The organism is Streptomyces sp. NBC_01166 (assembly GCF_045039765.1).
Taxonomy (GTDB): Bacteria; Actinomycetota; Actinomycetes; order Streptomycetales; family Streptomycetaceae; genus Streptomyces.
Window position 1 is genome coordinate 2,486,521 of sequence record NZ_CP108613.1, and the last position, 21,452, is coordinate 2,507,972.

19 protein-coding genes and 1 pseudogene are annotated in these 21,452 nt (G+C 72.2%); 8 read left to right on the forward strand and 12 right to left on the reverse strand.

The annotated features are described in order from the left end of the window. Positions 1–3 precede the first annotated feature (3 nt). The 3 genes and pseudogenes from OG379_RS11450 to OG379_RS11460 all read right to left on the reverse strand — a co-directional run bounded on the left by OG379_RS11450 (position 4) and on the right by OG379_RS11460 (position 2,021). Positions 4–792 (reverse strand): putative protein N(5)-glutamine methyltransferase, encoded by a 789-nt coding sequence (locus OG379_RS11450; protein ID WP_405661767.1) that lies wholly within the window; start codon positions 790–792, stop codon positions 4–6. Positions 793–963: 171 nt separating this feature from the next. Next, a pseudogene (locus OG379_RS11455) lies at positions 964–1,113 on the reverse strand (helix-turn-helix domain-containing protein); the annotation flags it as partial. Positions 1,114–1,283: 170 nt separating this feature from the next. After that, positions 1,284–2,021 carry a metallophosphoesterase gene (locus OG379_RS11460; RefSeq protein ID WP_405668478.1) on the reverse strand — a complete coding sequence of 246 codons (738 nt, stop codon included), beginning with the start codon at positions 2,019–2,021 and terminating at the stop codon, positions 1,284–1,286. A gap of 98 nt (positions 2,022–2,119) precedes the next feature. Here OG379_RS11460 and OG379_RS11465 point away from each other — a divergent pair, with 98 nt between their 5' ends. Then, positions 2,120–2,737: a CGNR zinc finger domain-containing protein gene (locus OG379_RS11465; RefSeq protein ID WP_405661770.1), complete on the forward strand. Its 618-nt coding sequence runs from the start codon at positions 2,120–2,122 to the stop codon at positions 2,735–2,737. A gap of 16 nt (positions 2,738–2,753) precedes the next feature. Here OG379_RS11465 and OG379_RS11470 read toward each other — a convergent pair whose 3' ends face one another. From OG379_RS11470 to glnA, 3 genes are all read right to left on the reverse strand, one after another. After that, a complete protein-coding gene (locus OG379_RS11470; RefSeq protein ID WP_405661773.1) occupies positions 2,754–4,331 on the reverse strand; it encodes a hypothetical protein in 1,578 nt (525 codons plus the stop codon). 228 nt (positions 4,332–4,559) lie between these two features. Beyond that, the gene (locus OG379_RS11475; protein WP_405661776.1) at positions 4,560–4,841 is read right to left on the reverse strand and encodes a hypothetical protein; all 282 of its coding nucleotides are present in this window, start codon (positions 4,839–4,841) and stop codon (positions 4,560–4,562) included. Positions 4,842–4,930: 89 nt separating this feature from the next. After that, positions 4,931–6,292, reverse strand: a complete 1,362-nt coding sequence (gene glnA / locus OG379_RS11480) for a type I glutamate--ammonia ligase (protein WP_014156604.1) — start codon at positions 6,290–6,292, stop codon at positions 4,931–4,933. A 244-nt stretch (positions 6,293–6,536) separates the two neighbouring features. Between glnA and OG379_RS11485 the strand changes: the two genes are divergently transcribed. From OG379_RS11485 to OG379_RS11505, 5 genes are all read left to right on the forward strand, one after another. Further along, positions 6,537–7,211, forward strand: a complete 675-nt coding sequence (locus OG379_RS11485) for a DUF3105 domain-containing protein (RefSeq protein ID WP_393765140.1) — start codon at positions 6,537–6,539, stop codon at positions 7,209–7,211. Then, complete coding sequence (locus OG379_RS11490) at positions 7,208–7,888, forward strand: DUF305 domain-containing protein (protein ID WP_405661779.1); 681 nt, start codon at positions 7,208–7,210, stop codon at positions 7,886–7,888. The genes OG379_RS11485 and OG379_RS11490 overlap by 4 nt, the downstream gene beginning before the upstream one ends. Before the next feature lie 124 nt (positions 7,889–8,012). Then, positions 8,013–8,438 (forward strand): CBS domain-containing protein, encoded by a 426-nt coding sequence (locus OG379_RS11495; protein ID WP_401624266.1) that lies wholly within the window; start codon positions 8,013–8,015, stop codon positions 8,436–8,438. A 152-nt stretch (positions 8,439–8,590) separates the two neighbouring features. Continuing rightward, complete coding sequence (locus OG379_RS11500; RefSeq protein ID WP_405661781.1) at positions 8,591–10,159, forward strand: multicopper oxidase family protein; 1,569 nt, start codon at positions 8,591–8,593, stop codon at positions 10,157–10,159. A gap of 91 nt (positions 10,160–10,250) precedes the next feature. Beyond that, positions 10,251–12,005, forward strand: coding sequence for an NAD+ synthase (locus OG379_RS11505; protein WP_405661783.1), 1,755 nt, complete (start codon positions 10,251–10,253; stop codon positions 12,003–12,005). 46 nt (positions 12,006–12,051) lie between these two features. Here OG379_RS11505 and OG379_RS11510 read toward each other — a convergent pair whose 3' ends face one another. Beyond that, complete coding sequence (locus OG379_RS11510) at positions 12,052–12,855, reverse strand: hypothetical protein (RefSeq protein ID WP_405661785.1); 804 nt, start codon at positions 12,853–12,855, stop codon at positions 12,052–12,054. 227 nt (positions 12,856–13,082) lie between these two features. Here OG379_RS11510 and OG379_RS11515 point away from each other — a divergent pair, with 227 nt between their 5' ends. Then, on the forward strand, positions 13,083–14,282 hold the full coding sequence (locus OG379_RS11515; protein WP_405661787.1) for an MFS transporter: 1,200 nt from the start codon (positions 13,083–13,085) through the stop codon (positions 14,280–14,282). Positions 14,283–14,285: 3 nt separating this feature from the next. Here the strand turns inward: OG379_RS11515 and OG379_RS11520 are convergent, their stop codons facing one another. Then, positions 14,286–15,500, reverse strand: coding sequence for an MFS transporter (locus OG379_RS11520; protein WP_405661789.1), 1,215 nt, complete (start codon positions 15,498–15,500; stop codon positions 14,286–14,288). 232 nt (positions 15,501–15,732) lie between these two features. Between OG379_RS11520 and OG379_RS11525 the strand changes: the two genes are divergently transcribed. Further along, positions 15,733–16,308 (forward strand): TetR family transcriptional regulator, encoded by a 576-nt coding sequence (locus OG379_RS11525; RefSeq protein WP_405661791.1) that lies wholly within the window; start codon positions 15,733–15,735, stop codon positions 16,306–16,308. Here the strand turns inward: OG379_RS11525 and OG379_RS11530 are convergent. The 4 genes from OG379_RS11530 to OG379_RS11545 form a co-directional block, all read right to left on the reverse strand. Then, the gene (locus OG379_RS11530) at positions 16,274–17,470 is read right to left on the reverse strand and encodes a Cmx/CmrA family chloramphenicol efflux MFS transporter (RefSeq protein WP_405661793.1); all 1,197 of its coding nucleotides are present in this window, start codon (positions 17,468–17,470) and stop codon (positions 16,274–16,276) included. The genes OG379_RS11525 and OG379_RS11530 overlap by 35 nt on opposite strands. Positions 17,471–17,788: 318 nt before the next feature. Next, a complete protein-coding gene (locus tag OG379_RS11535; RefSeq protein ID WP_405661795.1) occupies positions 17,789–18,811 on the reverse strand; it encodes an endonuclease/exonuclease/phosphatase family protein in 1,023 nt (340 codons plus the stop codon). A 167-nt stretch (positions 18,812–18,978) separates the two neighbouring features. Beyond that, positions 18,979–19,680, reverse strand: a complete 702-nt coding sequence (locus tag OG379_RS11540) for a TetR/AcrR family transcriptional regulator (RefSeq protein ID WP_405661797.1) — start codon at positions 19,678–19,680, stop codon at positions 18,979–18,981. A 106-nt stretch (positions 19,681–19,786) separates the two neighbouring features. Further along, positions 19,787–21,409 (reverse strand): MFS transporter, encoded by a 1,623-nt coding sequence (locus OG379_RS11545; protein WP_405661798.1) that lies wholly within the window; start codon positions 21,407–21,409, stop codon positions 19,787–19,789. Positions 21,410–21,452: the final 43 nt, after the last annotated feature.

Consider the following 21,452-nt stretch of genomic DNA (forward strand, 5'->3'; position numbering starts at 1 on the left):
CTGCTACCGGGGCCGGGTCCCGATGACGACGGTCGCGTACAGCTCCTCGGAGGCGACGACACGCGCCACGAGGCCGCTGCTCCCGACCGTCTCCTCGGCCCGCGCCGCCTGCCGCTCGCTCGCCTCGACCAGCAGACTGCCGCCCGGGGCCAGCCAGTCGGTCGCCTCGGCAACGACGCGCCGCATCACGTCGAGCCCGTCGCCGCCTCCGTCGAGCGCGACGCGCGGCTCGTGGATCCGCGCCTCGGCGGGCAGCAGCTCGACGTCGTCGGTCGGTACGTACGGCACGTTGGCGAGCAGGACGTCGACCCGTCCGCGCAGCGACCGGGGCAGGGGCTCGAAGAGGTCGCCCTCGTGGACGGTCCCGTGTCCTCCCACGTTGCGGCGGGCACAGCTCACGGCGGCGGGTTCGACGTCTGCGGCGTGCAGTTCGACCTCGCGCAGCGACGACGCGAGCGCCCTGCCGAGCGCACCGGTACCGCAGCAGAGGTCGACGACGACCGCGCGGTCGGGCGCGAGTGCCGCGGCCTGCCGTACGAGGAACTCCGTACGCCTGCGGGGCACGAAGACCCCGGGGTCCACGGCGATCCGCAGCCCGCAGAACTCGGCCCAGCCGAGCACGTGTTCAAGCGGCAGACCGGCTACGCGGCGTTCCAGCATGGTGGCGAGTTCGGCGGGGCCGGTCGCCGTGGAGAGGAGGAGTTCCGCCTCGTCCTCGGCGAAGACACAGCCGGCGGCGCGGAGCGTGGTGACGAGCGTGGAGAGAGTGAGCGGCGGAGCGAATTCCTGCATGGGGCGGAGCCTTTCGGGATGACCGATGGGCGCTCCGCGATCGCTCAGGCCCGGTGGGCCACGCGACGGCGAGGGGTGAGCGCCCAGCCTGCTGAAGCGGTAATGGGTCTCACCTCCTGGGTCGGTCCCGTTCTCGGGATGGGTCACACTACCGGAACCGCGCCCCGTGGCTCACCGTCCGCCCGTTCCTCCCGGGGACCGGTGGGCGCCGGGCGTGTGCCCGTAGGCCTGGCGGAACACGTCGATGAAGGCGCTGGCGGACGACCACCCGCATGCGTGCGCCACGGTGGTGACGGGGGTTCCCCCGGCGAGGGGCACGAGCGGTGCGGAACGCCGCGTGGACGGGTGGCACAGCCCCCGACACGCCACGGCCACGTTCGGCTTCACGGCCGGCGGAGGATCCACCGGAGCGCCCGGCGGCTCGCCTGCACCAGCACTTGCCCCTGCGGCCCCGGCCCTGCCTGCGCCTGCGCGGCAGGGGCGGGTGCCCCTCAGATCACGACGCGGTAGTGGGTGGTCAGCCGGCCGTCGTCACCGAGGACGTGGAAAGCGAGCCCGGGAGGCTGGTCGCGGTCGGCGGCACTGTCACCCTCCCACGGCATCCGCAGCGTCCAGGTGATCGCCGGTCCCACGATCAGAGGGCGCCCCGCGAAGGTGGAGGCCGCCGCCGTGTGGGCGTGCCCTGTGAGGACGGCGGCGACCTGCGGATGCGCGTCGAGCAGGCCCGCCAGGTCACCGGGGCGTTCGAGCATGCAGGAGTCGGGCAGCGGGTGGTGCAGCTCGACGGGCGGCTGATGAAAGGCGACCAAGGCCCGTGCGTCATCCGGCAGTTCGGCGAGGGTGGTGTCGATCCAAGCCAGGGTCTGCTCGTCGAGGCGCCCCTCGTCGCGTCCGGGGATGGTGGAGTCGCACATCAGAATCGCGACGCCCCCGATGTGGTGCACCCGGTTGACGGGTCCGGCGTCGGGCGACTCCCCCAGCAGGGCCTTCCGGTACGCGGGACGCACGTCGTGGTTCCCGGGGCACGGGAGGACCGGGAAGGGCGCGGCCAGGATCCTCGCGGCCTCCTCGTACTCCGCCTCCGCACCGTGGTCCGCGATGTCCCCGGTGACGAGCACGGCATCGACGGGGCGGGGCAGGGCCCGCAGGTGGTCCATGACGCGTACGGCGCGGCGGGTCGCCCTCTCGCTGCCGTCCATATGCAGGTCGCTGATCTGCGCGAGCAACACGGTCACGTCTCCCCCTAATGGTTATTTCCAGTTATCCGTTAGGGACCATAGAGTGTGCGTGCCATCTCGATCAACAGGTACGGGCAGGAGCGGGACCCATGGAGCGCTGGGCGGCACTGGAGCTGGCGAGCACGATCCGCCACGACGGCGAGGGCAGTGTGGCGGACGATCTGGCCACCGTCCAGGGCCTGAAGGACTGGCTCCGCCGGCATCAGGCACTGCTGGACGGTCACACCCCCGCCGACGAGGGGACGGTGGACGAGGAGCTCAGGCTCCGTGTCGTCGAGCTACGACGCGCGGTGCGCGCACTGTTCGCCCGCGCGGTCAGCCCCGCGCGCCCCAGCCCCCCGGACGCCCACCGGCTCATGCCGGCCGACCGGGCGGTGGACCACCTGAACGCGGCCGCCGCACTGGTGCCCGTGGTCCCCCAGCTGGACTGGCCGCTCGAAGGCCCCCCTGGAGCGCGCCTGTCGGCCACGCGGGACGACCCGGACACCGTGCTCCTCGCGGCCCTCGCGCGGGCGGCGGTCGACTTCCTCAGCGGCCCGCTGCGCGAACAGCTGCGCGCCTGCACGGCGCCTCGGTGCGTCCGCTACTTCGTGAAGGACCACGGCCGCCAGGAGTGGTGCAAGCCCTCCTGCGGCAACCGCGCCCGCGCGGCCCGCCACTACGACCGCCACCACCGGGCACCGGGCGGGACGGCTGTCTCGTCGTGAAACCGCGACCGCCGCGTCACTCCCCGTCCGGGGCACCTCCGGAGGCAGCCCCGACACCGCCCGTGGGTGTGGCGGCCAGCGTTCCCACCTGCTCGCGGGGGTCCGGCGCGGCACGGCGCTCGACGCCCGCCACATCGAGCAGCCGGTGCATGAGCCCGGCGGGCAGTGCGGGGTTGCCGGCCGCCGAGCGTGGCAGCCCGTCCCCGCCGAGCAGTTCGACGAGCCTCGGGAGAGGAAGGCGCGGGTCGGCCGCCGCGTGGCGGCGCACCATGTCCTCCTCGTCGTACGAGAGCCGGCCCACGAGCTCCGGTTCCGCCTCCGGGTCGAAGAGGGCCGCGTACCGCAGCCGGTAGTTCGGGTCATCCGCGAACCGGGCCAGGCCGGGGCGCGCGAAGTTCCGGCGGTACGCCAGCATTCCCCAGCTGAGCCCGCGCCAGTCGGCGAACATCTCCACCAGCAGCTCGTGCGGGGCATGGTCGTTCTCGCAGAGCATCAGCCGGACGAAGTAGTCGTCGTCGGCCGCCAACCGCTCGACCACATCAGCGGGCAGCTCCCGTGCGCACGTGACGCCACGTCGCAGCAGGACGTGGCCGGAGGCCGCGATCTCCCGCAGCGCGTCCAGGTCGCCGAAGCGTTCCTCCACCCAGGGCGGCACCGGTGCACGGCCCAGCGGCAGGGTGTAGTCGATCGCCGCCCGCTGCGCCTCGGTCACATCCGGGCGGAGGGACACCGCGAGACGGACGGAGGACTCGGGGTCGGCGGCCAGCCCGAGAGCGAGGGCGGTGGGCACGTGTGGGTTGCGGGCGGCCGCGCGACGCAGCGAACTGTCCTCGTGGGCCGCGAGGAGCTCGGCCAGACCGGTCTCGACGGGTGCGGTGGACGCGGCGTCAATGCGGCGGCGTTCGTCCGGCTCGGCGACGAAGCCTTCGGCGGTCGCCGGCAGGGGTACGTCGACGCGGGTGGCGCGTGCGACCGCCTCGCGCACCTGGGGATCGGGGTCGGCCTCGGCCGCGGCCCGGACCTCCGGGCGCAGCCGGGGCCAGCTCCAGGAGTCGATGGCGGCGGCACGGACGCGGGGATCGCAATCCTCGGCCAGCACGAGCCTCGCCTGCTCGGGCAGACCCCGCAGACCGGCGGCCCAGTACCGCATCCGTGCCTCCGGGCCGGTGGCGAGGCGCAGGGTCAGCTCGGCCGGCAGCTCGACGCCGAACTCGCACGCCGTCATCACCGCGATGCGTCGCACTCTCGGTTCCGGGTCCTCGACCAGCACGGCGAGCACAGCCGACGGCAGGGAGCGGTTCTCGGCCAGCATCGCGCGGACCCGCGGGTCGGGGTGCGCGACGGCGGCCCGCGCCGCCTGGGACGGCAGCCGGTAGTAGGGCAGCCAGTGCCGGGCCTCGGGCAGTGGGTCGACCGTGAACACACGCCGCAGCACCTCGTCAGGGGCCGCGCGGTTCATGGCGAGCCCCAGGATCCACTGCGCATGGAGATCGCTGTCGGCTTCGAGCAGTCGGAGGGCATCGGCGCGATCCGCTTCCGTCGCCTCGGACACCCCGAACGCGACCCGTGTCAGCTGATCACCTTTGTGCGCCATGGAGCGATCTCCTCAAGGAGGGGTGGGCGATCCTCGACAGTACGGCGGTGCGACGCCGCCGGCCCGAAGCCGCAAGGTTTCCCGGCCAGTTGGCTCGGGTGGTGGCATCCTGGGCTGTGTTCTCGACCGACCGCGCAGGCGCACTGTTCTTCGACGTCGACGACACCCTCGCCCCACGAGCTCGTCCGTCTCCCTGGCCGACTGGGACTGGCTCCGCGCCGACAACGGCTACAGCCCGCGAAGTGCCTCGCGGAGATCGTCGTAGCTGCTCCAGCAGATGATGCTGCCGTCGTCGTTCAGGCTGCCCATGTGCCAGAGCTCGTCGTCGACGGCTTTTACGACGCAGAGTCCGTGGAAGCCCAGGACGATCTCCGGGTGGAGCACTTCGTCCTCCATCGGCCCCGTCACCCTGCGGGCGGTGTCGAGAGGTGTGGCCTCCCGGTCGCCGGAGACTCGCCGGATCTCCTCAAGGGTCCAGCCCGCCGGTAGCCGCTTGTCTGTCGTCGTCATGCGCCACAGTCTCTCCCGGCCACCGGAACGGTTTCGGGCCGGCGGTGTGTCACCGCCGGCCCGAAACCGTTCACGTACAGCGGGTTCCGCTACAGCACCGGCAGCAGGTTCTTCAGCTCGAAGGCCGTGACCTCGCTGCGGTACTCCTCCCACTCCTGCTTCTTGTTGCGCAGGAAGAAGTCGAAGACGTGCTCGCCCAGCGTCTCGGCGACCAGCTCGCTCTTCTCCATCAGCGAGATCGCCTCGCCCAGGTTCTGCGGCAGCGGCTCGATGCCCATCGCGCGGCGTTCCGAGTCGGAGAGGGCCCAGACGTCGTCGTCGGCGCCTGCCGGGAGTTCGTAGCCCTCCTCGATGCCCTTGAGACCGGCGGCGAGCAGCACCGCGTACGTCAGGTAGGGGTTGGCGCCGGAGTCGATGGAGCGGACCTCGACGCGGGCCGAGCCGGTCTTGCCGGGCTTGTACATCGGGACGCGGATCAGAGCGGAGCGGTTGTTGTGGCCCCAGCAGATGTACGAGGGGGCCTCGCCGCCGGCGCCCGCGGAGCGGCTGGAGCCGCCCCAGATGCGCTTGTACGAGTTGACCCACTGGTTGGTCACGGCGGAGATCTCGGCGGCGTGCTTGAGCAGGCCCGCGATGAAGGAGCGGCCCACCTTCGACAGCTGGTACTCGGCGCCCGACTCGTAGAAGGCGTTGCGGTCGCCCTCGAAGAGGGAGAGGTGCGTGTGCATGCCCGAGCCCGGGTACTCCGAGAACGGCTTGGGCATGAAGGTGGCCTGCACGCCCTGCTCCAGCGCGACCTGCTTCATGACCAGGCGGAAGGTCATGATGTTGTCGGCGGTGGAGAGCGCGTCGGCGTACCGCAGGTCGATCTCCTGCTGGCCGGGTGCGCCCTCGTGGTGGCTGAACTCGACGGAGATGCCCATCGATTCGAGCATGGTGATGGCCTGGCGGCGGAAGTCCATGCCGACGTTCTGCGGGGTGTGGTCGAAGTAGCCGGAGCTGTCGGCCGGGGTGGGACGGCTGCCGTCGACCGGCTTGTTCTTCAGCAGGAAGAACTCGATCTCCGGGTGGGTGTAGAAGGTGAAGCCCAGGTCGGAGGTCTTCGCGAGGATCCGCTTGAGCACGAAGCGCGGGTCCGCGAAGGAGGGCGAGCCGTCCGGCATCAGGATGTCGCAGAACATCCGGGCGGTCCCGGGGGCCTCGGCGCGCCACGGAAGGATCTGGAACGTGCCGGGGTCCGGCTTGGCGATCATGTCCGATTCGTATACACGGGCGAAGCCCTCGATCGCGGAGCCGTCGAAGCCGATGCCCTCGTCAAAGGCCTGTTCGAGCTCGGCCGGGGCCACGGCGACGGACTTGAGGTAACCGAGAACATCGGTGAACCACAGCCGTACGAAGCGGATGTCGCGCTCCTCAAGCGTCCTGAGGACGAATTCCTGCTGCTTGTCCATAGCCACATCCTTGCAGTTCAGACGGTCCGTGCACCACCGCCCGGGGTAGGGGAGACACCTCAGTATCACGACCCGGGATTTCACCCAGATTACGCACACGGTGTGAGAGAGAGCACGCGGCCACCCACTACGATCGGCGCCCATGGTGTGCAAGGGCTGTAGCCGTCCGGCCACGGCCCGCCACAGCCAGGTTTCCCGTTCCGCCCTCGTCCCTCCCGACCCCTTGGCAGAAGGGCCCGACGTCATGAGCTTCGACCGCAGGAACCGCATAGAGCAGATGCGCAGTGCCGACCGTGCGCGCGACCGCCGCAACCGGGTCGTCGCCATAGGCCTGAGTGCCGTCGTGGTCGCCGGGCTGCTGGGTTTCGGCTCGTACATGCTCCTGGAGAAGTCCGAGGCGAAGGAGAAGACCGAGGAGACGCAGGCGCAGGACTCGAAGCAGACCGAGCAGGAGAAGAAGGAGCTCGCCGCCGAGCCGATCGCGGGCGAGAAGACATGGGACGCGGCGAAGCTGAGCCGTGACCACGTCACCACCGACGTGAAGTACCCCATGGAGCCGCCCGTCGGCGGGAACCACAATCCGGCCTGGCTGAACTGCGACGGCGTCGTATACGAAAAGGCCGTCCCGAACGTCAACGCCGTGCACGCCCTGGAGCACGGCGCGGTCTGGGTGACGCACTCCGGAAAGGCGTCCGGGGACGACGTCGCCGAGCTCGCGTCCCGCGTGAGGAGCACCCCCTACTCCCTGATGTCCCCGTACGAGGGCCAGGCCGGGGCGATCATGCTGAGCGCCTGGGGCAAGCAGGTCACGGTGGACAGTGCCGACGACCCCCGGGTGGCCACCTTCTTCGCGAAGTACGTCCAGGGCGCGCAGACGCCCGAGCCGGGCGCGCCCTGCACCGGCGGGGTCGACGGGTGAGCCCGTCGCGCAACCGGCGTACGCAGTGGGTCGCGGGGTCCGCCGTGGCCCTCGCCCTGCTGTTCGCCGGCGCGGCGACGGTCGCCTCGGCACGGGGCGAAGCGGAGACTCCCGGGCCTCGCACGCCCTCGGCGCGGTCCGCGGACGCGGGCTTCGCGCGGGACATGGCGGTCCACCATCAGCAGGCCGTGGAGATGTCGTTCATCGTGCGGGACGTGACGGGGGACGAGGACGTACGGCGTCTCGCGTACGACATCGCCAACACGCAGGCCAACCAGCGGGGCATGCTGCTCGGCTGGCTGGATCTGTGGGAGCTGCCGAAGACGGCGCCCGACGGGCAGGGGCCGATGGCCTGGATGCCGGGCGGCGGCCACAGCGGCCACGACATGGAGGGCATGGAAGGCATGGATCACGACGGCGCCCTCATGTCCGGCATGGCGACCAGGACCGAGCTCGACCGGCTCCGCGCCGCCCGCGGCAAGCAGGCCGAGGTCCTCTTCCTGCAGCTGATGACCGACCACCACAAGGGCGGCGTCGCGATGGCCCGTGGCTGCGCCGAGCGGTGCACCGTGCCCGCGGAGAAGCGCCTGGCCCAGGGCATGGTCGAGGCCCAGCAGTCCGAGCTGGACCTGATGGCGGACATGCTCGCGGCGCGCGGGGCAGCGCCCCGTCCCTGAGCGCGGGACCGGCTCGGCGTACGCCCGAACGGGTGACAGCGTTCGCGTACGCCGGGCGGGCCCGCCATGGTGGAAGGACTCGGGGACGTACAGCAGTGCCCATCGGCACGCAGGAGGCAACCCCATGACCACGGCCAAGGACATCATGCACACCGGGGCCCACTGGATCCCCGCCCACGAGACGCTCGACCGCGCCGCCCAGATGATGCGCGACCACAAGGTGGGGGCGCTCCCCGTCTCCGCCAACGGTGAGCAGGACCGGATGGTCGGGATCATCACCGACCGCGACATCGTGATCGGGTGCGTGGCGTCGGGGCACGATCCGTCGAAGGTGACGGCGGGCGAACTCTGCGAGGGCACGCCGCGCTGGATCGAGTCGTCGGCGGACGTCGACGCGGTGCTGGAGGAGATGCAGAGCCACCGCATCCGCCGGCTCCCGGTGATCGAGGACAAGAAGCTGATCGGCATGATCAGCGAGGCCGATCTGGCGCTCCACCTCTCGGACGAGCAGGTCGCCGGCTGGGCGGAGATGGTCTACGCCCGCGCCTGACCCCTGCCCTCGGTGCCGTCCACCCGCCCCGCGCGCACCGCGCCGGCCCGGCCCCCTCCGACGTGAGGAGCGCCGGGCCCTCGGGTGTCGGGGCCCGGGGCGTCGGGTGTCGGGGCGGCACGCTTATACCCGCCAGGGGTACGGTGCGCAATATGTCTGAAATGCCCTCTCGCCGCGCCGTACTCGGCGCAGGTATCGCCCTCGCGGGAACAGCAGGCCTCGCCTCCCGGGCCGTCGCGTCCCCGGCCCGCACCTCGCCCGTCCGCGCCCCCTCCCCCACGCGCGCCGCGGACCAGTACGTCACGCCCGACGGTCCGGAGGTCGTGGATGCCGAGACCCGGCGGGGCGCGGGCCCCCTGCGGAAGGTCTCGCTCACCGCCGCCGCGTCCCGCTTCGAACTGGGCGACGGTCTCACCGTCCCCACCTGGGCGTACGGGGACCGGCTGCCCGGTGAGGCGATCCGGGTCACCGCGGGCGACACCCTGGAGCTGGCCCTGGCCAACCACCTGACGCAGTCCACCACGATGCACTGGCACGGCCTCTCGATCCGCAACGACATGGACGGGGTGCCGGGGCTGACCCAGCAGCCCGTCAAGCCGGGCGCCGAGTTCACCTACCGCTTCGCGGTCACCCGTCCGGGGACCCACTGGATCCACCCGCACTCCGGGGTCCAGCTCGACCGTGGGCTGTACGCGCCGCTGATCGTCGACGACCCGAAGGAGCCGCTCGCCTACGACAAGGAGTGGATCGTCGTCCTCGACGACTGGCTCGACGGGGTGGACGGCTCCACCCCCGACGCGGTCCTCGACGAGCTCACCAAGGGGCGGGGCGGCAGCCACGAATCCGCCGGTCACGACGAGGCGGCGGCCACCGGGGGCGAGGGCCCCTCCCGCCTGCTGAAGGGGACGGACAGCGAACTGCTCGGCGGCCACGCGGGCGATGTCGACTACCCCCACTACCTGGTCAACGGCCGCAGGGCGGAGGCGCCTTCGGTCTTCGAGGCCCGGCCCGGCGACCGCATCCGGCTGCGTGTCATCAACGCCGGCGGGGACACCGCGTTCCGGCTGGCGCTCGGCGGCCACCGGATGACCGTGACGCACACGGACGGCTTCCCCGTGCGGCACACCGGGACGGACGCCCTGCTGCTCGGCATGGGCGAGCGTTACGACGTGCTGGTCACGGCCGGGGACGGGGTGTTCCCGCTGACCGCCCTCGCCGAGGGCAAGGGGGCGGCGGCCCTGGCCGTGCTGCGGACGGCGGCGGGAGCGACACCCCCGGCCACCGTGCGGCCCGAGGAGCTGACGGGCGAGCTGATCACGGCCGACCGTCTGGCCCCGGACGAGTCGGTGGCTCTGGCGGAGCGCGAACCCGACCGGACCGTGCGGATCGCGCTCACGGGCTCGATGGAGGCGTACGACTGGGCCTTCGACGGCAAACGCTACGACCCCGCGGCGCGGCGGCCCGTCCGGGCCGGGGAGCGGGTGCGCCTGGTCTTCACCAACCGCACCTCGATGTGGCACCCCCTCCACCTGCACGGCCACACGTTCGCGCTGGCCGGCGGGGCCGCCCTCGGAGCCCGGAAGGACACCGCCGCGATCCTCCCCGGGCGCTCGCTGACGGTCGACTTCGACGCGGACAACCCGGGGCTGTGGATGCTGCACTGCCACAACGTCTACCACGCCGAGGCGGGGATGATGACGGTCCTCGGCTACCTGCGCTGAGCCGCCCGGCCAGGCGCCGTCCGGAGGTGGTGCGCCGCCTCCGGACGGGAACGCCAGGACATCGCGTCAGTCAGACGATTACACTGGCGGGGTGCCTCAACTACGTCTCGCACTCAATCAGATCGACGCGACCGTCGGAGACCTCGCCGGCAACTCCGAGTCGATCGTCCACTGGACCCGGCACGCCGCCGAGCAGGGCGCCCACCTGGTGGCGTTCCCCGAGATGGTGCTGACCGGCTACCCCGTCGAGGACCTGGCCCTGCGGTCTTCCTTCGTCGAGGCCTCGCGGAAGGCGCTGCGCGCGCTCGCCGCCCGCCTCGCCGACGAGGGCTTCGGGGAGGTGCCGGTCGTCGTCGGCTATCTCGACCGCTCGGAGCACACCGCGGCACGCTACGGCCAGCCCGCGGGATCCCCGCGCAACGCCGCCGCGGTACTGCACCGCGGGCAGGTCGCGCTGAATTTCGCCAAGCACCACCTGCCCAACTACGGCGTCTTCGACGAGTTCCGGTACTTCGTGCCGGGCGACTCGATGCCCGTCGTGCGGGTGCACGGCATCGACGTGGCGCTCGCGATCTGTGAGGACCTCTGGCAGGACGGCGGCCGCGTCCCCGCCGCGCGCGCCGCGGGGGCCGGGCTGCTGCTGTCCATCAACGCCTCACCGTACGAGCGCGACAAGGACGACACCCGGCTGGAGCTGGTCCGCACGCGGGCGCGGCAGGCCGGATGCACGACGGCGTACCTGGCGATGATCGGCGGCCAGGACGAGCTGGTCTTCGACGGGGACTCGATCGTCGTCGACAAGGACGGCGAAGTCATCGCCCGCGCGCCCCAGTTCGCCGAGGGCAGTGTGATCCTCGATCTGGACCTGCCGGCCGCCGCGGCAGAGGCTCCGTCGGGGGTCGTGAACGACGGACTGCGGATCGACCACGTGGTGCTGAGCGAGAAGCCGCTGCCCGCCTACGAGCCGGAGCTGGCCGGCGGCTACTCGGAGCGGCTCGACGACGACGAGGAGCTGTACTCGGCACTGGTCGTGGGCCTGCGCGCGTATGCCGCGAAGAACGGATTCAGCAGCGTCCTGGTCGGGCTCTCGGGCGGCATCGACTCGGCGCTCGTCGCGGCGATCGCGTGTGACGCGCTGGGGGCTCAGCACGTGTACGGCATCTCGATGCCCTCGAAGTACTCCTCGGACCACTCCAAGGGCGACGCGGCGGAGCTGGCCCGGCGTACGGGGCTGAACTTCCGCACCGTACCGATCGAGCCGATGTTCGACGCGTACATGGGGTCGCTGGGGCTCACCGGTCTTGCCGAGGAGAACCTCCAGTCGCGCCTGCGCGGCACGCTGCTGATGGCCGTCTCCAACCAGGAGGGCCAGATCGTGCTGGCGCCGGGCAACAAGTCGGAGCTGGCGGTGGGGTATTCCACTCTGTACGGCGACTCCGTCGGCGCGTACGGGCCGATCAAGGACGTGTACAAGACGTCGGTCTTCCGCCTCGCGAAGTGGCGCAACCGCGCCGCCGAGGAGCGCGGGCAGACCCCGCCCATCCCGGAGGCGTCCATCACCAAGCCGCCGAGCGCCGAACTGCGCCCGGACCAGGTGGACACGGACTCGCTGCCGGACTACGACGTGCTGGACCGGATCCTGGAGCTGTACGTCGACCGGGACCAGGGCCTGGACGCGATCGTGGCGGCCGGGTTCGACGAGGCGCTGGTGACGAAGACGCTGCGGATGGTGGACACGGCGGAGTACAAGCGGCGGCAGTACCCGCCGGGCACGAAGATCTCGCCGAAGGGCTTCGGCAAGGACCGCCGGCTGCCGATCACCAACCGCTGGCGCGAGTCGGGCTGAGGCTGGGGGCGGAGGGTGTGCCGGGGCGGGCGGCCTCCGTGGCGGCTCAGCGGAGCAGGGCGCCCCGCAGGGTGATGCCGTGCCGCGTGCGCAGCCGCCGCAGCTCCCACAGCGCCAAGGCGGTGACGGACAGCGGGCCTCCAAGGGTGAGAACCAGCCGCACGGCGAACGGCACACTCCCGTAGGCGCCCTGGAAGATGTCGAAGAGCGCGACCTCCCAGACGAGCAGCGTCGCGAGCAGCGGGGGGACCGTCTCGTGGAGGTCCGCCGTCCGGAAGACGTGCACGAGCGACTGCGCGATGCCGTAGAGCACGAAGGGGGCGAGCCACAACAGCCAGGCGCCCAGGGCGAACAGCAGCACGACCCGCTCCGGCGACGCCGTCCAGTCCGTCTCCTCGGTGACGAGGCCCAGCCCGGTGATCAGTCTCGGCGCGGCGAGAGCGACGAACAGCGCGAGCAGCGCTCCGGCGGGCTTGGCCACGCGGCGCAGGAACAGGCCACGGTTGGGCGGGCGGGCCGCCGCGATGAATACGGCGACGGCGACCGGGAAGGTCACCGCCAGCACGATGAGGGTGGTGCGGATCTGGGCGAAGCGGTCGTCCACCACGGCGTCGGCGTCCGATGCCAGACCGTAGGACACCAGCATCCACACGATGGCACCCATGCCGAGGACCGTCCGCAGGATCTGCGCCTTCTTCACCGCCGGGTCGTGCACACGGTCCGGCCGGGACGGCGTGAACACCGCGCGGCCCACAGCGATCGGATTGAAGAGACGTCCGAAGGTCAGCCGGCGCGCCGGCTGTCCACCCCCGTACGGATTCCACGGCGCTCCGCCCCCGTTTGAGCTCATCCCCCGGCCTTCCTGTCGCCAGCTTGTGGACCTCACCAGGAGAATACGCACGTCTCAGGGCGTGAAACCGCCTCTGTTCCGCCGCAGTTGCGCTGCGGTCGTGTACCGAAGGCGAGCGGTGATGCCTAAGGCATCTGCCCGATGCAACCGCACCACCTCAGTCACCAGCGTGGTCAGGAGCGCGCCCCGGCCGGGAGCGCGGGCCGGCAGGGTGCGGGGGGTGGACGGTGGCATCGGTCGCGGTGGTACGGGATCGCACGGCCCGGCTCTGCCTCACGGGTCTGCTCGTGTCCGGATTCGGCACGTCGGCGATGTGGCTGACCGCGGGCATCTGGGTCAAGTCGCTCACCGGGTCGGACAGTCTGGCCGCCCTGACGGTGTGCGCGATGTGGGCACCGGTCCTCGTGGGCCCCTCCCTCGGGGCGGTGGCGGACCTGGTGCCCCGCAGGCTCCTGCTGATCACGGTGAACCTGGTGATGGCGGGGCTGATGGCCTCGCTCCTCCTGGTCGGCCCGGACCACCGGATCGGTGCGCTCTTCGCGGTCCTGCTCGTCTACGGCGTGAGCGGCGTGCTCCTGGACGCGGCGGAGGCCGCGCTGGTGGCCCGGGCGGTCGACGTCCGGTTGCTGGGCGACTTCAACGGGCTGCGCACGACGGTGAACGAGGGCATGAAGCTGCTGGCGCCCCTCGCGGGCGCCGGGCTGTTCGCGCGGTACGGCGCGGTCCCCGTGGTCGTCCTGGACGCGGTGACGTTCGCCTTGGCCGCGCTGGTCTTCGCGCGGCTGCGGGTGCGGGACCCGGCCGGGGCGGCCAGGAAGGGGGCACGGCGGGGCGGTACGGCGGCGGGGATACGGCTGCTGCGCGGCTCGTCGGCCCTCCGGCCGCTGGTGTACGCCGGAGCGCTGACGATGCTGCTGGCGGGGCTCAACGGCGCGGCGGTGTACGCCGTCGTCGAGATGCTCGGCCGTCCGCCGGCGTACGCCGGAGTGCTGTACGCCTTCCAGGGCGCGGGCTCCGTGGCCGTCGGGCTGCTGGCCGGACCCCTGCTGCGCCGGATGCCGGAGCGGGGCTTCGCAGCGGCGGGGATCGCGGTCTTCGCGGTGGCCGTGGGCGCCCGGGCGCTGGGCGGTGACGCGGTGGCCCTCGCGGCGAGCGCGGCGATCGGAGCCGGGCTGCCCTGTGTGCTGATCGCCGCGATGACGGCGGTGCAGCGGGAGGCTCCGGACGCGGTGCTGGGCCGCACGGCGGCGGCTGCCAACTCGCTGATGATGGTGCCGAACGCGCTGGCGCTGGCGGGTGGCGCGGGGCTGGTCGCCGTGGTGGACGTCCGGCTGCTGCTCGCGCTGACGGGGCTCGCGGGGCTGGTCACGGCAGCCCGGCTGGGCTCCGGCCGGCGCGTGTCCCGCGCCGGCCCGGAACCGTCGTAGCCCTCAGGAGGAGTGCGTCTCCACCGACTCGCGCGCCTCGGCGCGGGCGCCGGACGCCACCACGCGCGAGGTGCCCGGGGCCCGGTCGAGGAAGCCCGCCGTGACCGCCACGGCCAGGCCCGCCACGGCCAGCACCGCGCCGACCAGCGCCGGAGAGGTCCAGCCCCAGCCCGCCGCGATGGCGACCCCACCGAGCCAGGCGCCGCCCGCGTTGGCGAGGTTGAAGGCGGAGTGGTTGGAGGCGGAGGCCAGCGTGGGGGCGTCCTTCGCCTTGTTCATCACCAGCATCTGCAGCGGTGTGGTCGTCATGAAGCCGATGCCGCCGAGCAGCACCACCATGACCAGCGCCGCCCACTGCACGTGCACGGTGAAGGGGAAGACGACGAGGACGACGGCCAGGGCCCCCAGGGAGCCGTAGAGGGTGGGACGCAGCGCCCGGTCGGTCAGCGGACCCGCCGCCAGGGCGCCGAGCGTCATCCCGATGCCGAAGAGGGCGAGGACGAGCGTCACGGAGGACTCGCCGAAGCCCATCGCCTCGGTCGTCATGGACGAGAGGTAGGAGTAGACGGCGAAGACGCCCGCGAAGCCGAGGACGGCGGTGAGCAGGCCGAGGATGACCTGCCGGTTGCCGAGCGCGCTCAGTTCACGGCGTACGTTCTGGTGCGCCTCGACGGGGATCTGCGGGACGAGGCGGGCGAGGGCGGCCATCGCGGCCAGCCCGATCACGGCGACCACCATGAACGTGGCACGCCAGCCGAGGTGCTGTCCCAGCAGGGTGGCCGCGGGGACACCGACGATGTTGGCCACGGTCAGGCCGAGGAACATCGTGGCGACGGCGCGCGCCTGGCGCCCGTCCGGCACGAGGCGCGCGGCGACGACCGCGCCGACCCCGAAGAAGGCGCCGTGCGGCAGCCCGGCCAGGAACCGGCCGGCCAGCAGCCAGCCGAAGTCGGGGGCGAAGGCGGAAGCGAGGTTGCCCACGGTGAAGACGGCCATCAGCAGCAGGAGCATCCGCTTGCGCGGGATCCTGGAGCCGAGACCGGTGAGCAGCGGGGCACCGAGGACGACGCCGATCGCGTACGCCGAGACGAGGTAACCGGCGGTGGGTACGGACGTTCCCAGATCGTCCGCGACGTTGGGCAGCAGCCCCATCATCACGAACTCGGTGGTGCCGATGCCGAAGGCGCTCACAGCGAGGGCGAGCAGGGCCAGGGGCATGGAGAAGACCTTTCGGGCAGGGTGACCACACGGGCCGTGCGGCGGCCGGGTGGCGGGCGGTGTGTGCGGGAGCGTCGGCTTCGTTGCCGGGACGGGTTATGTACCCCGTCGGAACAAAGTCTCTCAGACGTTTTATGCCCGGACGTGAACATGCCGTTGCGTCGGGGTGTGATGTCTGCGTCACTCGGTGGGACCGGCCGCCACCCGCCCGCCGCTCAGGGAGGCCGCACACATGCCCCCTACACGCCCGGGAGAGCGAACCGCACCTCCCCTTCAGTTGCTCGCCCGCAAGGGATTCGACGCGGTCACCGTCGACGAGATCGTGGCCACGGCGGGTGTCTCGAAGCGGACGTTCTTCCGGTACTTCGCGTCCAAGGAGGACGTGGTCGTCCAGTTCCTGACCGACATGGGCAGCGGCATCCGGGCGGAGCTCGCGGCCCGCCCCGCCGGCGAGCCTCCGTCCGTGGCGCTGCGGCACGCGGTCCACGTACCCCTCGCCGAGTGCGCCGGCCACTCCGACCGGGCCCTGCGCGTGGTGCGGCTGATCCTGCGTACGTCCGCCCTGCTGGCACGCTTCCTCGAGCGTCAGGAGCAGTGGCGCGAGGACCTGGCGTCGGAGCTGGCGCGGCGCGAGGGATCCGGCGCGGAGGCCGGCCTCGCTGCCCAGCTGGCCGCCGGGACGGCCCTGGTCGCCTTCAACACGGTGCTCCGGAGCTGGTGCGACGGCGACGGAGCGGAGGACCCGGCCGCTCTCACCGACCGGGCCTTCGCGGTCATCGCTCCGGCGCTGGACGCCTCCGGGCGCTGAGGTTCCCCCGTACGGCGTCCGAGGACACCGACAGCACCCCCGCACCCGCGAGCGCCAGGCACATCAGCAGGGCGCTCACCCATACCGGGGCGCGGAAGCCGAAGCCCGCGCCGAGGGCCAGGCCGCCCAGCCAGGGGCCGGCCGCGGCGCCCACGTTGAAGGCGGCCGTGGCGAAGGAGCCGGCCAGCGTCGGGGCGTCGGGAGCCAGGTGGAAGACCCGGGTGATCAGCGTCGTTCCCGTGCCGAAGGCGAGCGCCCCCTGGAGCAGGACGAGGGTGAGGGCCGCCACCGGGTGGGCCGCGGTCAGGGCAAGTGCGGCCCAGCCGGCGGCGAGAGCCGTCATGCCGAGCCCGATGACCGCGTGCGGACGGGCGTCGGCCAGGCGCCCGGCCAGGGTGACACCGGCGAACGAGCCGACGCCGAACAGCGCGAGCACCACGGGCACCCAGCCCGCACCGAATCCGGTGACGCGGGTGACCAGCGGTTCCAGATAGGAGAAGGTGCAGAAGGTCGCCCCCTGCACGAGTGCCATCACCAGCAGGGTCAGCAGCAGCCGGGGCCGGGCCAGGGCGCGCAGCTCGCTCCGCGCGCTCACCTGCTGCGGTGCGTCGTCGGGCCGGCCGCCCGGGACGGCCACCAGCAACGCGACGGCGGCCGGCACGGAGACGAGGGCCACGGCCCAGAACGCCGAGCGCCAGCCCCACAGTTCACCGAGCGCCGCCCCCGCCGGCACACCCACCACGCACGCGACGGTGACTCCGCCCACGACCACGGCGGTGGCCCGCGCCCGCTGGTGCGGGCCGGCCATGGCCAGCGCGGTGACCAGCGCCACCGCCCAGAAACCGGCGTTGGCCAGCGCACCCGCGACCCGGGTGGCGAGCAGCACTCCGTAACTGGAGGTCAGCGCGCCGACGACATGGGCGGCGACGAAGACGCCGAGGAAGAACAGCAGGGCCCGGCGCCGGGGCCAGCCGCGGCCGGCCAGTGCGGTGAGCGGCGCGCCGACCACCATCCCGACCGCGAAGGCCGAGGTCAGCAGCCCGGCGGCACCGAGCGAGACGTGCAGGTCACCGGCGATGCCCGAGAGCAGGCCGGAGAGCATGAACTCCGAAGTGCCCTGGGCGAAGACCGCCAGCCCGAGGACGTGAACAGCGATTGGCATGAGAAGGGACCCCTTGTACGGAACCGTCGGAGGGACGAGCGGTGTGCAGGGGGATGCGGGCCGCGCCCGTCGTCACGCGCGGAGGCGCGAGGACGGCGACACGGTGGAATGTCCGGTGTTCCTACGGGACATGAGAACCGGCCCACACCGCCGCGGACGATCCGGCGGTGGTCGACGACGCGACGGGGCGAAGCCCGGTGACCGCTGGGGTCGGAGGCTTACGGCGTCACGGACGGGGCCACCGGCGGACCGGCGGCCGGAGTCTGTCGGACTCGGGGCTGGACATGGGGGAGAGCGTACCCCCGGAAGCGGCCGCGCTCAGAGCTGCACGCGGGCGGCGATCGGGAGGTGGTCACTGTCCGTGGCGGGGAGGGTCCAGGAGGCGAGGGGTTCGACGCCCCGCACCATGATCTGGTCGATCCGCGCCATCGGGAAGGCCGCGGGCCAGCTGAAGCCGAAGCCGTCGCCCGCCGCCCCCTGGGTGGAGCGCATCTGGGAGGTGACCGCGTGCAGCGAGCGGTCGTTCATCGTGCCGTTCAGGTCGCCGAGCAGGACCACCCGCTCCAGCGGCTCGTCTGCGATGGCCTCGCCCAGCGCGTCGGCACTGTCGTCCCGCTGGTTGGCGGTGAAGCCCGCGTTCAGTTTGACCCGTACGGACGGGAGGTGGGCGACGTACACCTTGACCGGGCCCTCGGGGGTCGTGACCGTGGCGCGCATCGCGCGGGTCCAGCCCAGCTTGATGTTGACCGGGCTGGAGTCCGTGACCGGGTACTTGCTCCACAGGCCGACGGTCCCCTGGACGGAGTGGTGCGGATAGCGGTCGGCGAGCGCGTCCTCGTACGCCGCCACCTTGCCGCCCGGCAGCTCCTGCAGGGCCACGATGTCCGCGCCGGAACCCGCGACCTGCTGGGCGGTGCCCGCGGGGTCGGGGTTGCCCGCGTTGACGTTGTGCGTGGCGACGGTGAGGTCCCCGCCGGTGCCCGACTTGTCGTCGAAGAGCAGGCCGCCGAAGAGGTTGAGCCAGACCGCGACGGGCAGGACGAGGGCGATCACCGCCGTCGCCGAACGCCGGACGAGACCGAGGACCAGCAGCAGCGGCACGAACACGCCGAGCCAGGGCAGGAACGTCTCGATGAGGCTGCCCAGGTTGCCGACGGTGTTCGGGATCTCGGCGTGGAAGACCATCACGACGGTCAGCAACACCGAGCAGAGCGCCAGGATGATGCCGCGCCGCCAGAGGCCCCGGTCGGAGGCCAGTCTGTGACGCAGGGCCCGGAGCCGGGAGCCCGGCTGCGAACCCGCGCCGGTGTCTTCGGTGTCCGCCCTGTACGCCTGCACCATTGCGCTCGTCCTCACTGCCTTGCCGTACACATCACCGCGCCTCACGACCCTAGGCGATGCGCGACGCGGTTCTCGCCGTCGACGACGGCCGTACTGCCATCAGGACGATCGGACCGGACCGGCGAGTTCCGGCCATGGTGGCGGATGGGCGGCTTGTGACAGAACCCTCACACCGGAGCGGACGTCGGTTCCACGGCTGTGACCTGCGCCTTCGGCGAGCGCGGCGCCAGGCCTTGGAGGAGGGCCGCGATGATGCGGTCGGCGAGGTCCTCCGGCAGGGGCGCCTCGGGGCGGTGCACGGTGCGGACGAGCATGGGCCCCAGGAACAGGTCGTTCATCAGCTCCGCATCGAGGTCGCCGCGGAGCTCCCCCGCGTCCACCGCCCGCTGCACGGCGGCCAGCATGGCGGCGCGTCGCGGGCCGAGGACGGTGGTCTGGTACTCGGTCCAGAGCCTCGGGTGCTTCTTCATCTGCACGAACACGTTGTGCAGGAGGGCGGAGGAGCGCTGCGCGAGACTCCGCGTACGCAGGGACTCCAGCATGATGCGCAGATCGTCCAGGCCGGCGGTCCCGGAGACGGTGGGGTCGGCGGGCTCCATGTCGCGCAGGACGTCGACGAAGAGCTCCTCCTTGCCGCTCCACCGGCGGTAGATGGTGGCTTTGCCGACCCCGGCGGTACGGGCGATGCGCTCGATGGACAGCCCGTCCAGGGTCTCCCCCGTCTCCAGCAGCTCCACGACGGCGTCGAGGATCGCCCGCTCCACGGCCGCGCTGCGGGGGCGGCCCCGGCGCGGCTCCGCGTCCTGGCAGGGCGGGCCCACCGGTCCCTCGGCCGGGTCCTGCGCCGGGTTGTGTGCCGCCTGCCGCACGTGGGCCGCCTCTCGCTGCGCCGTCCGCCGTTCACTGTTCGCCGTACGTCCCGATTCTCTCCGACCGGCCGGGGGGTGTGCGACTCCCCCGGCCGGAACGGCGGGGTCAGGACCGGCGTGCCGGAACCTCGGTGGCCTCGGGCGCCCGGCCGGGGCCGGCCGGTTGCGGCTTCAGCTGCGCGTCCTGCCGGCCGGGCAGGAAGGCGGCGACCACCGCCGCGCCGATCAGGGCGACCGCCGCCGAACCGAGGGCGGTGACGTGCATCGCCCCGATGAACGCGTCGTTCGCCGCGGCGATCAGCGGCTTCCCGGCCGGGCCCAGTTTCTGCGCGACGCCGAGGGTCGCCTCGATGGACTCACCCGCGACGTCCCGCGCGGCGGCGGGCACGCCGTCGAGGTGGCCCTCGATGTCACCGCGGTAGACGGTGGAGAGCACCGAGCCGAGTACGGCGATGCCGAGAGCCCCGCCGACCTGGCGGAACGTGTTGTTGATGGCGGAGCCCGAGCCCGCCCGCTCGCGGGGCAGGGCCTGCATCACGGCGACGGTGACCGGCGGCATGATGTGGGCCATGCCGGTGCCCTGGACGAAGAAGACCAGGCAGAGGACCCACAGCGGGGTGTCCGCGTCGAACAGGGCGAAGGCCGCGAGACCGGCCGCGACGAGGAGCATGCCGACGGTGCAGACGGCCCGTGCCCCGAACCGGTCGACGACCAGCCGGGCGCGCGGCGCGAAGATCATCTGCGCGGCGGCGAGCGGCAGGATCAGCAGTCCGGACTCCAGCGCGGTGTAGCCGCGCACGCTCTGCAGGTAGAAGGCGGAGAAGAAGGTGACGCCCATCAGCGCGAAGAAGACCAGCGCGATGGCGGCGACCGCGGCGGAGAAGGCGGGCTTGCGGAAGTAGGAGATGTCGATCGACGGGTGGGGGCTGCGCTTCTCGTGCCATACGAAGCCCGCCAGCACCAGCAGACCGCCGATCAGCGGTGCGAGGACGGTGACGTCGGTGAAGGAGGCGAGTTCGCCGCCGCGGATGATGCCGTAGACCAGCAGGACCAGGCCGACGATGGACAGGACGACCCCGAGCGGGTCGACGCGGCCGGGAGCGGGGTCCCGGGAGTCGGGCACGAGGACGGCCATGGCGACGAGCGCGACGACCACCACGGGCACGTTGACCAGGAAGATCGAGCCCCACCAGAAGTGCTCGAGGAGCACCCCGCCGGTGATCGGGCCGATCGCGATGCCGAGGCCGACGCTGCCGGCCCAGATGCCGATGGCCTTGGGCTGCTCGTCACGCTCGAAGACGTTCATCAGGACGGCGAGGGTGGCGGGCATCACGAACGCCGCGCCGAGGCCCATCAGGGCGCGCCAGGTGATGAGTTCGCCGGGCGAGGAGGAGAGGGCGGCCAGGGCCGAGCCGATGCCGAAGACCAGGATTCCGGCCAGCAGGACCTTCTTGCGGCCGATGCGGTCGCCCAGCAGGCCGGCGGTGAAGAGCAGGCCGGCGAAGACGAGCGTGTAGGAGTTGATCGCCCACTCGAGCTCGCTCTGGGTGGCGCCGATCCCGGTCGGGGCAGGGCTCGCGATCGTCTTGACCGCGACGTTCAGGATCGAGTTGTCCAGAACGACGATGAGCAGGCTGAACATGAGGACGCCGAGGATGATCCAGCGGCGGCGGTGGACCGCCTCCGGGACGCGGGGCGCGGCGGCAGGGGCGCCGGACGGTATGGACATGGCTCAGACTCTAAACGAATTCCAATACGAGACCGTCTCGTAT

Coding starts and splice junctions, on each gene's coding strand:
- OG379_RS11465 (WP_405661770.1), top strand. CDS start 2,120: ATGGAGCGCTGGGCGGCACTGGAGCTGGCGAGCACGATCCGCCACGAC.
- glnA (WP_014156604.1), bottom strand. CDS start 6,292: ATGGACAAGCAGCAGGAATTCGTCCTCAGGACGCTTGAGGAGCGCGAC.
- OG379_RS11530 (WP_405661793.1), bottom strand. CDS start 17,470: ATGCCAATCGCTGTTCACGTCCTCGGGCTGGCGGTCTTCGCCCAGGGC.
- OG379_RS11525 (WP_405661791.1), top strand. CDS start 15,733: ATGCCCCCTACACGCCCGGGAGAGCGAACCGCACCTCCCCTTCAGTTG.
- OG379_RS11500 (WP_405661781.1), top strand. CDS start 8,591: ATGTCTGAAATGCCCTCTCGCCGCGCCGTACTCGGCGCAGGTATCGCC.
- OG379_RS11485 (WP_393765140.1), top strand. CDS start 6,537: ATGAGCTTCGACCGCAGGAACCGCATAGAGCAGATGCGCAGTGCCGAC.
- OG379_RS11475 (WP_405661776.1), bottom strand. CDS start 4,841: ATGACGACGACAGACAAGCGGCTACCGGCGGGCTGGACCCTTGAGGAG.
- OG379_RS11545 (WP_405661798.1), bottom strand. CDS start 21,409: ATGTCCATACCGTCCGGCGCCCCTGCCGCCGCGCCCCGCGTCCCGGAG.
- OG379_RS11470 (WP_405661773.1), bottom strand. CDS start 4,331: ATGGCGCACAAAGGTGATCAGCTGACACGGGTCGCGTTCGGGGTGTCC.
- OG379_RS11495 (WP_401624266.1), top strand. CDS start 8,013: ATGACCACGGCCAAGGACATCATGCACACCGGGGCCCACTGGATCCCC.
- OG379_RS11510 (WP_405661785.1), bottom strand. CDS start 12,855: ATGAGCTCAAACGGGGGCGGAGCGCCGTGGAATCCGTACGGGGGTGGA.
- OG379_RS11520 (WP_405661789.1), bottom strand. CDS start 15,500: ATGCCCCTGGCCCTGCTCGCCCTCGCTGTGAGCGCCTTCGGCATCGGC.
- OG379_RS11535 (WP_405661795.1), bottom strand. CDS start 18,811: ATGGTGCAGGCGTACAGGGCGGACACCGAAGACACCGGCGCGGGTTCG.
- OG379_RS11450 (WP_405661767.1), bottom strand. CDS start 792: ATGCAGGAATTCGCTCCGCCGCTCACTCTCTCCACGCTCGTCACCACG.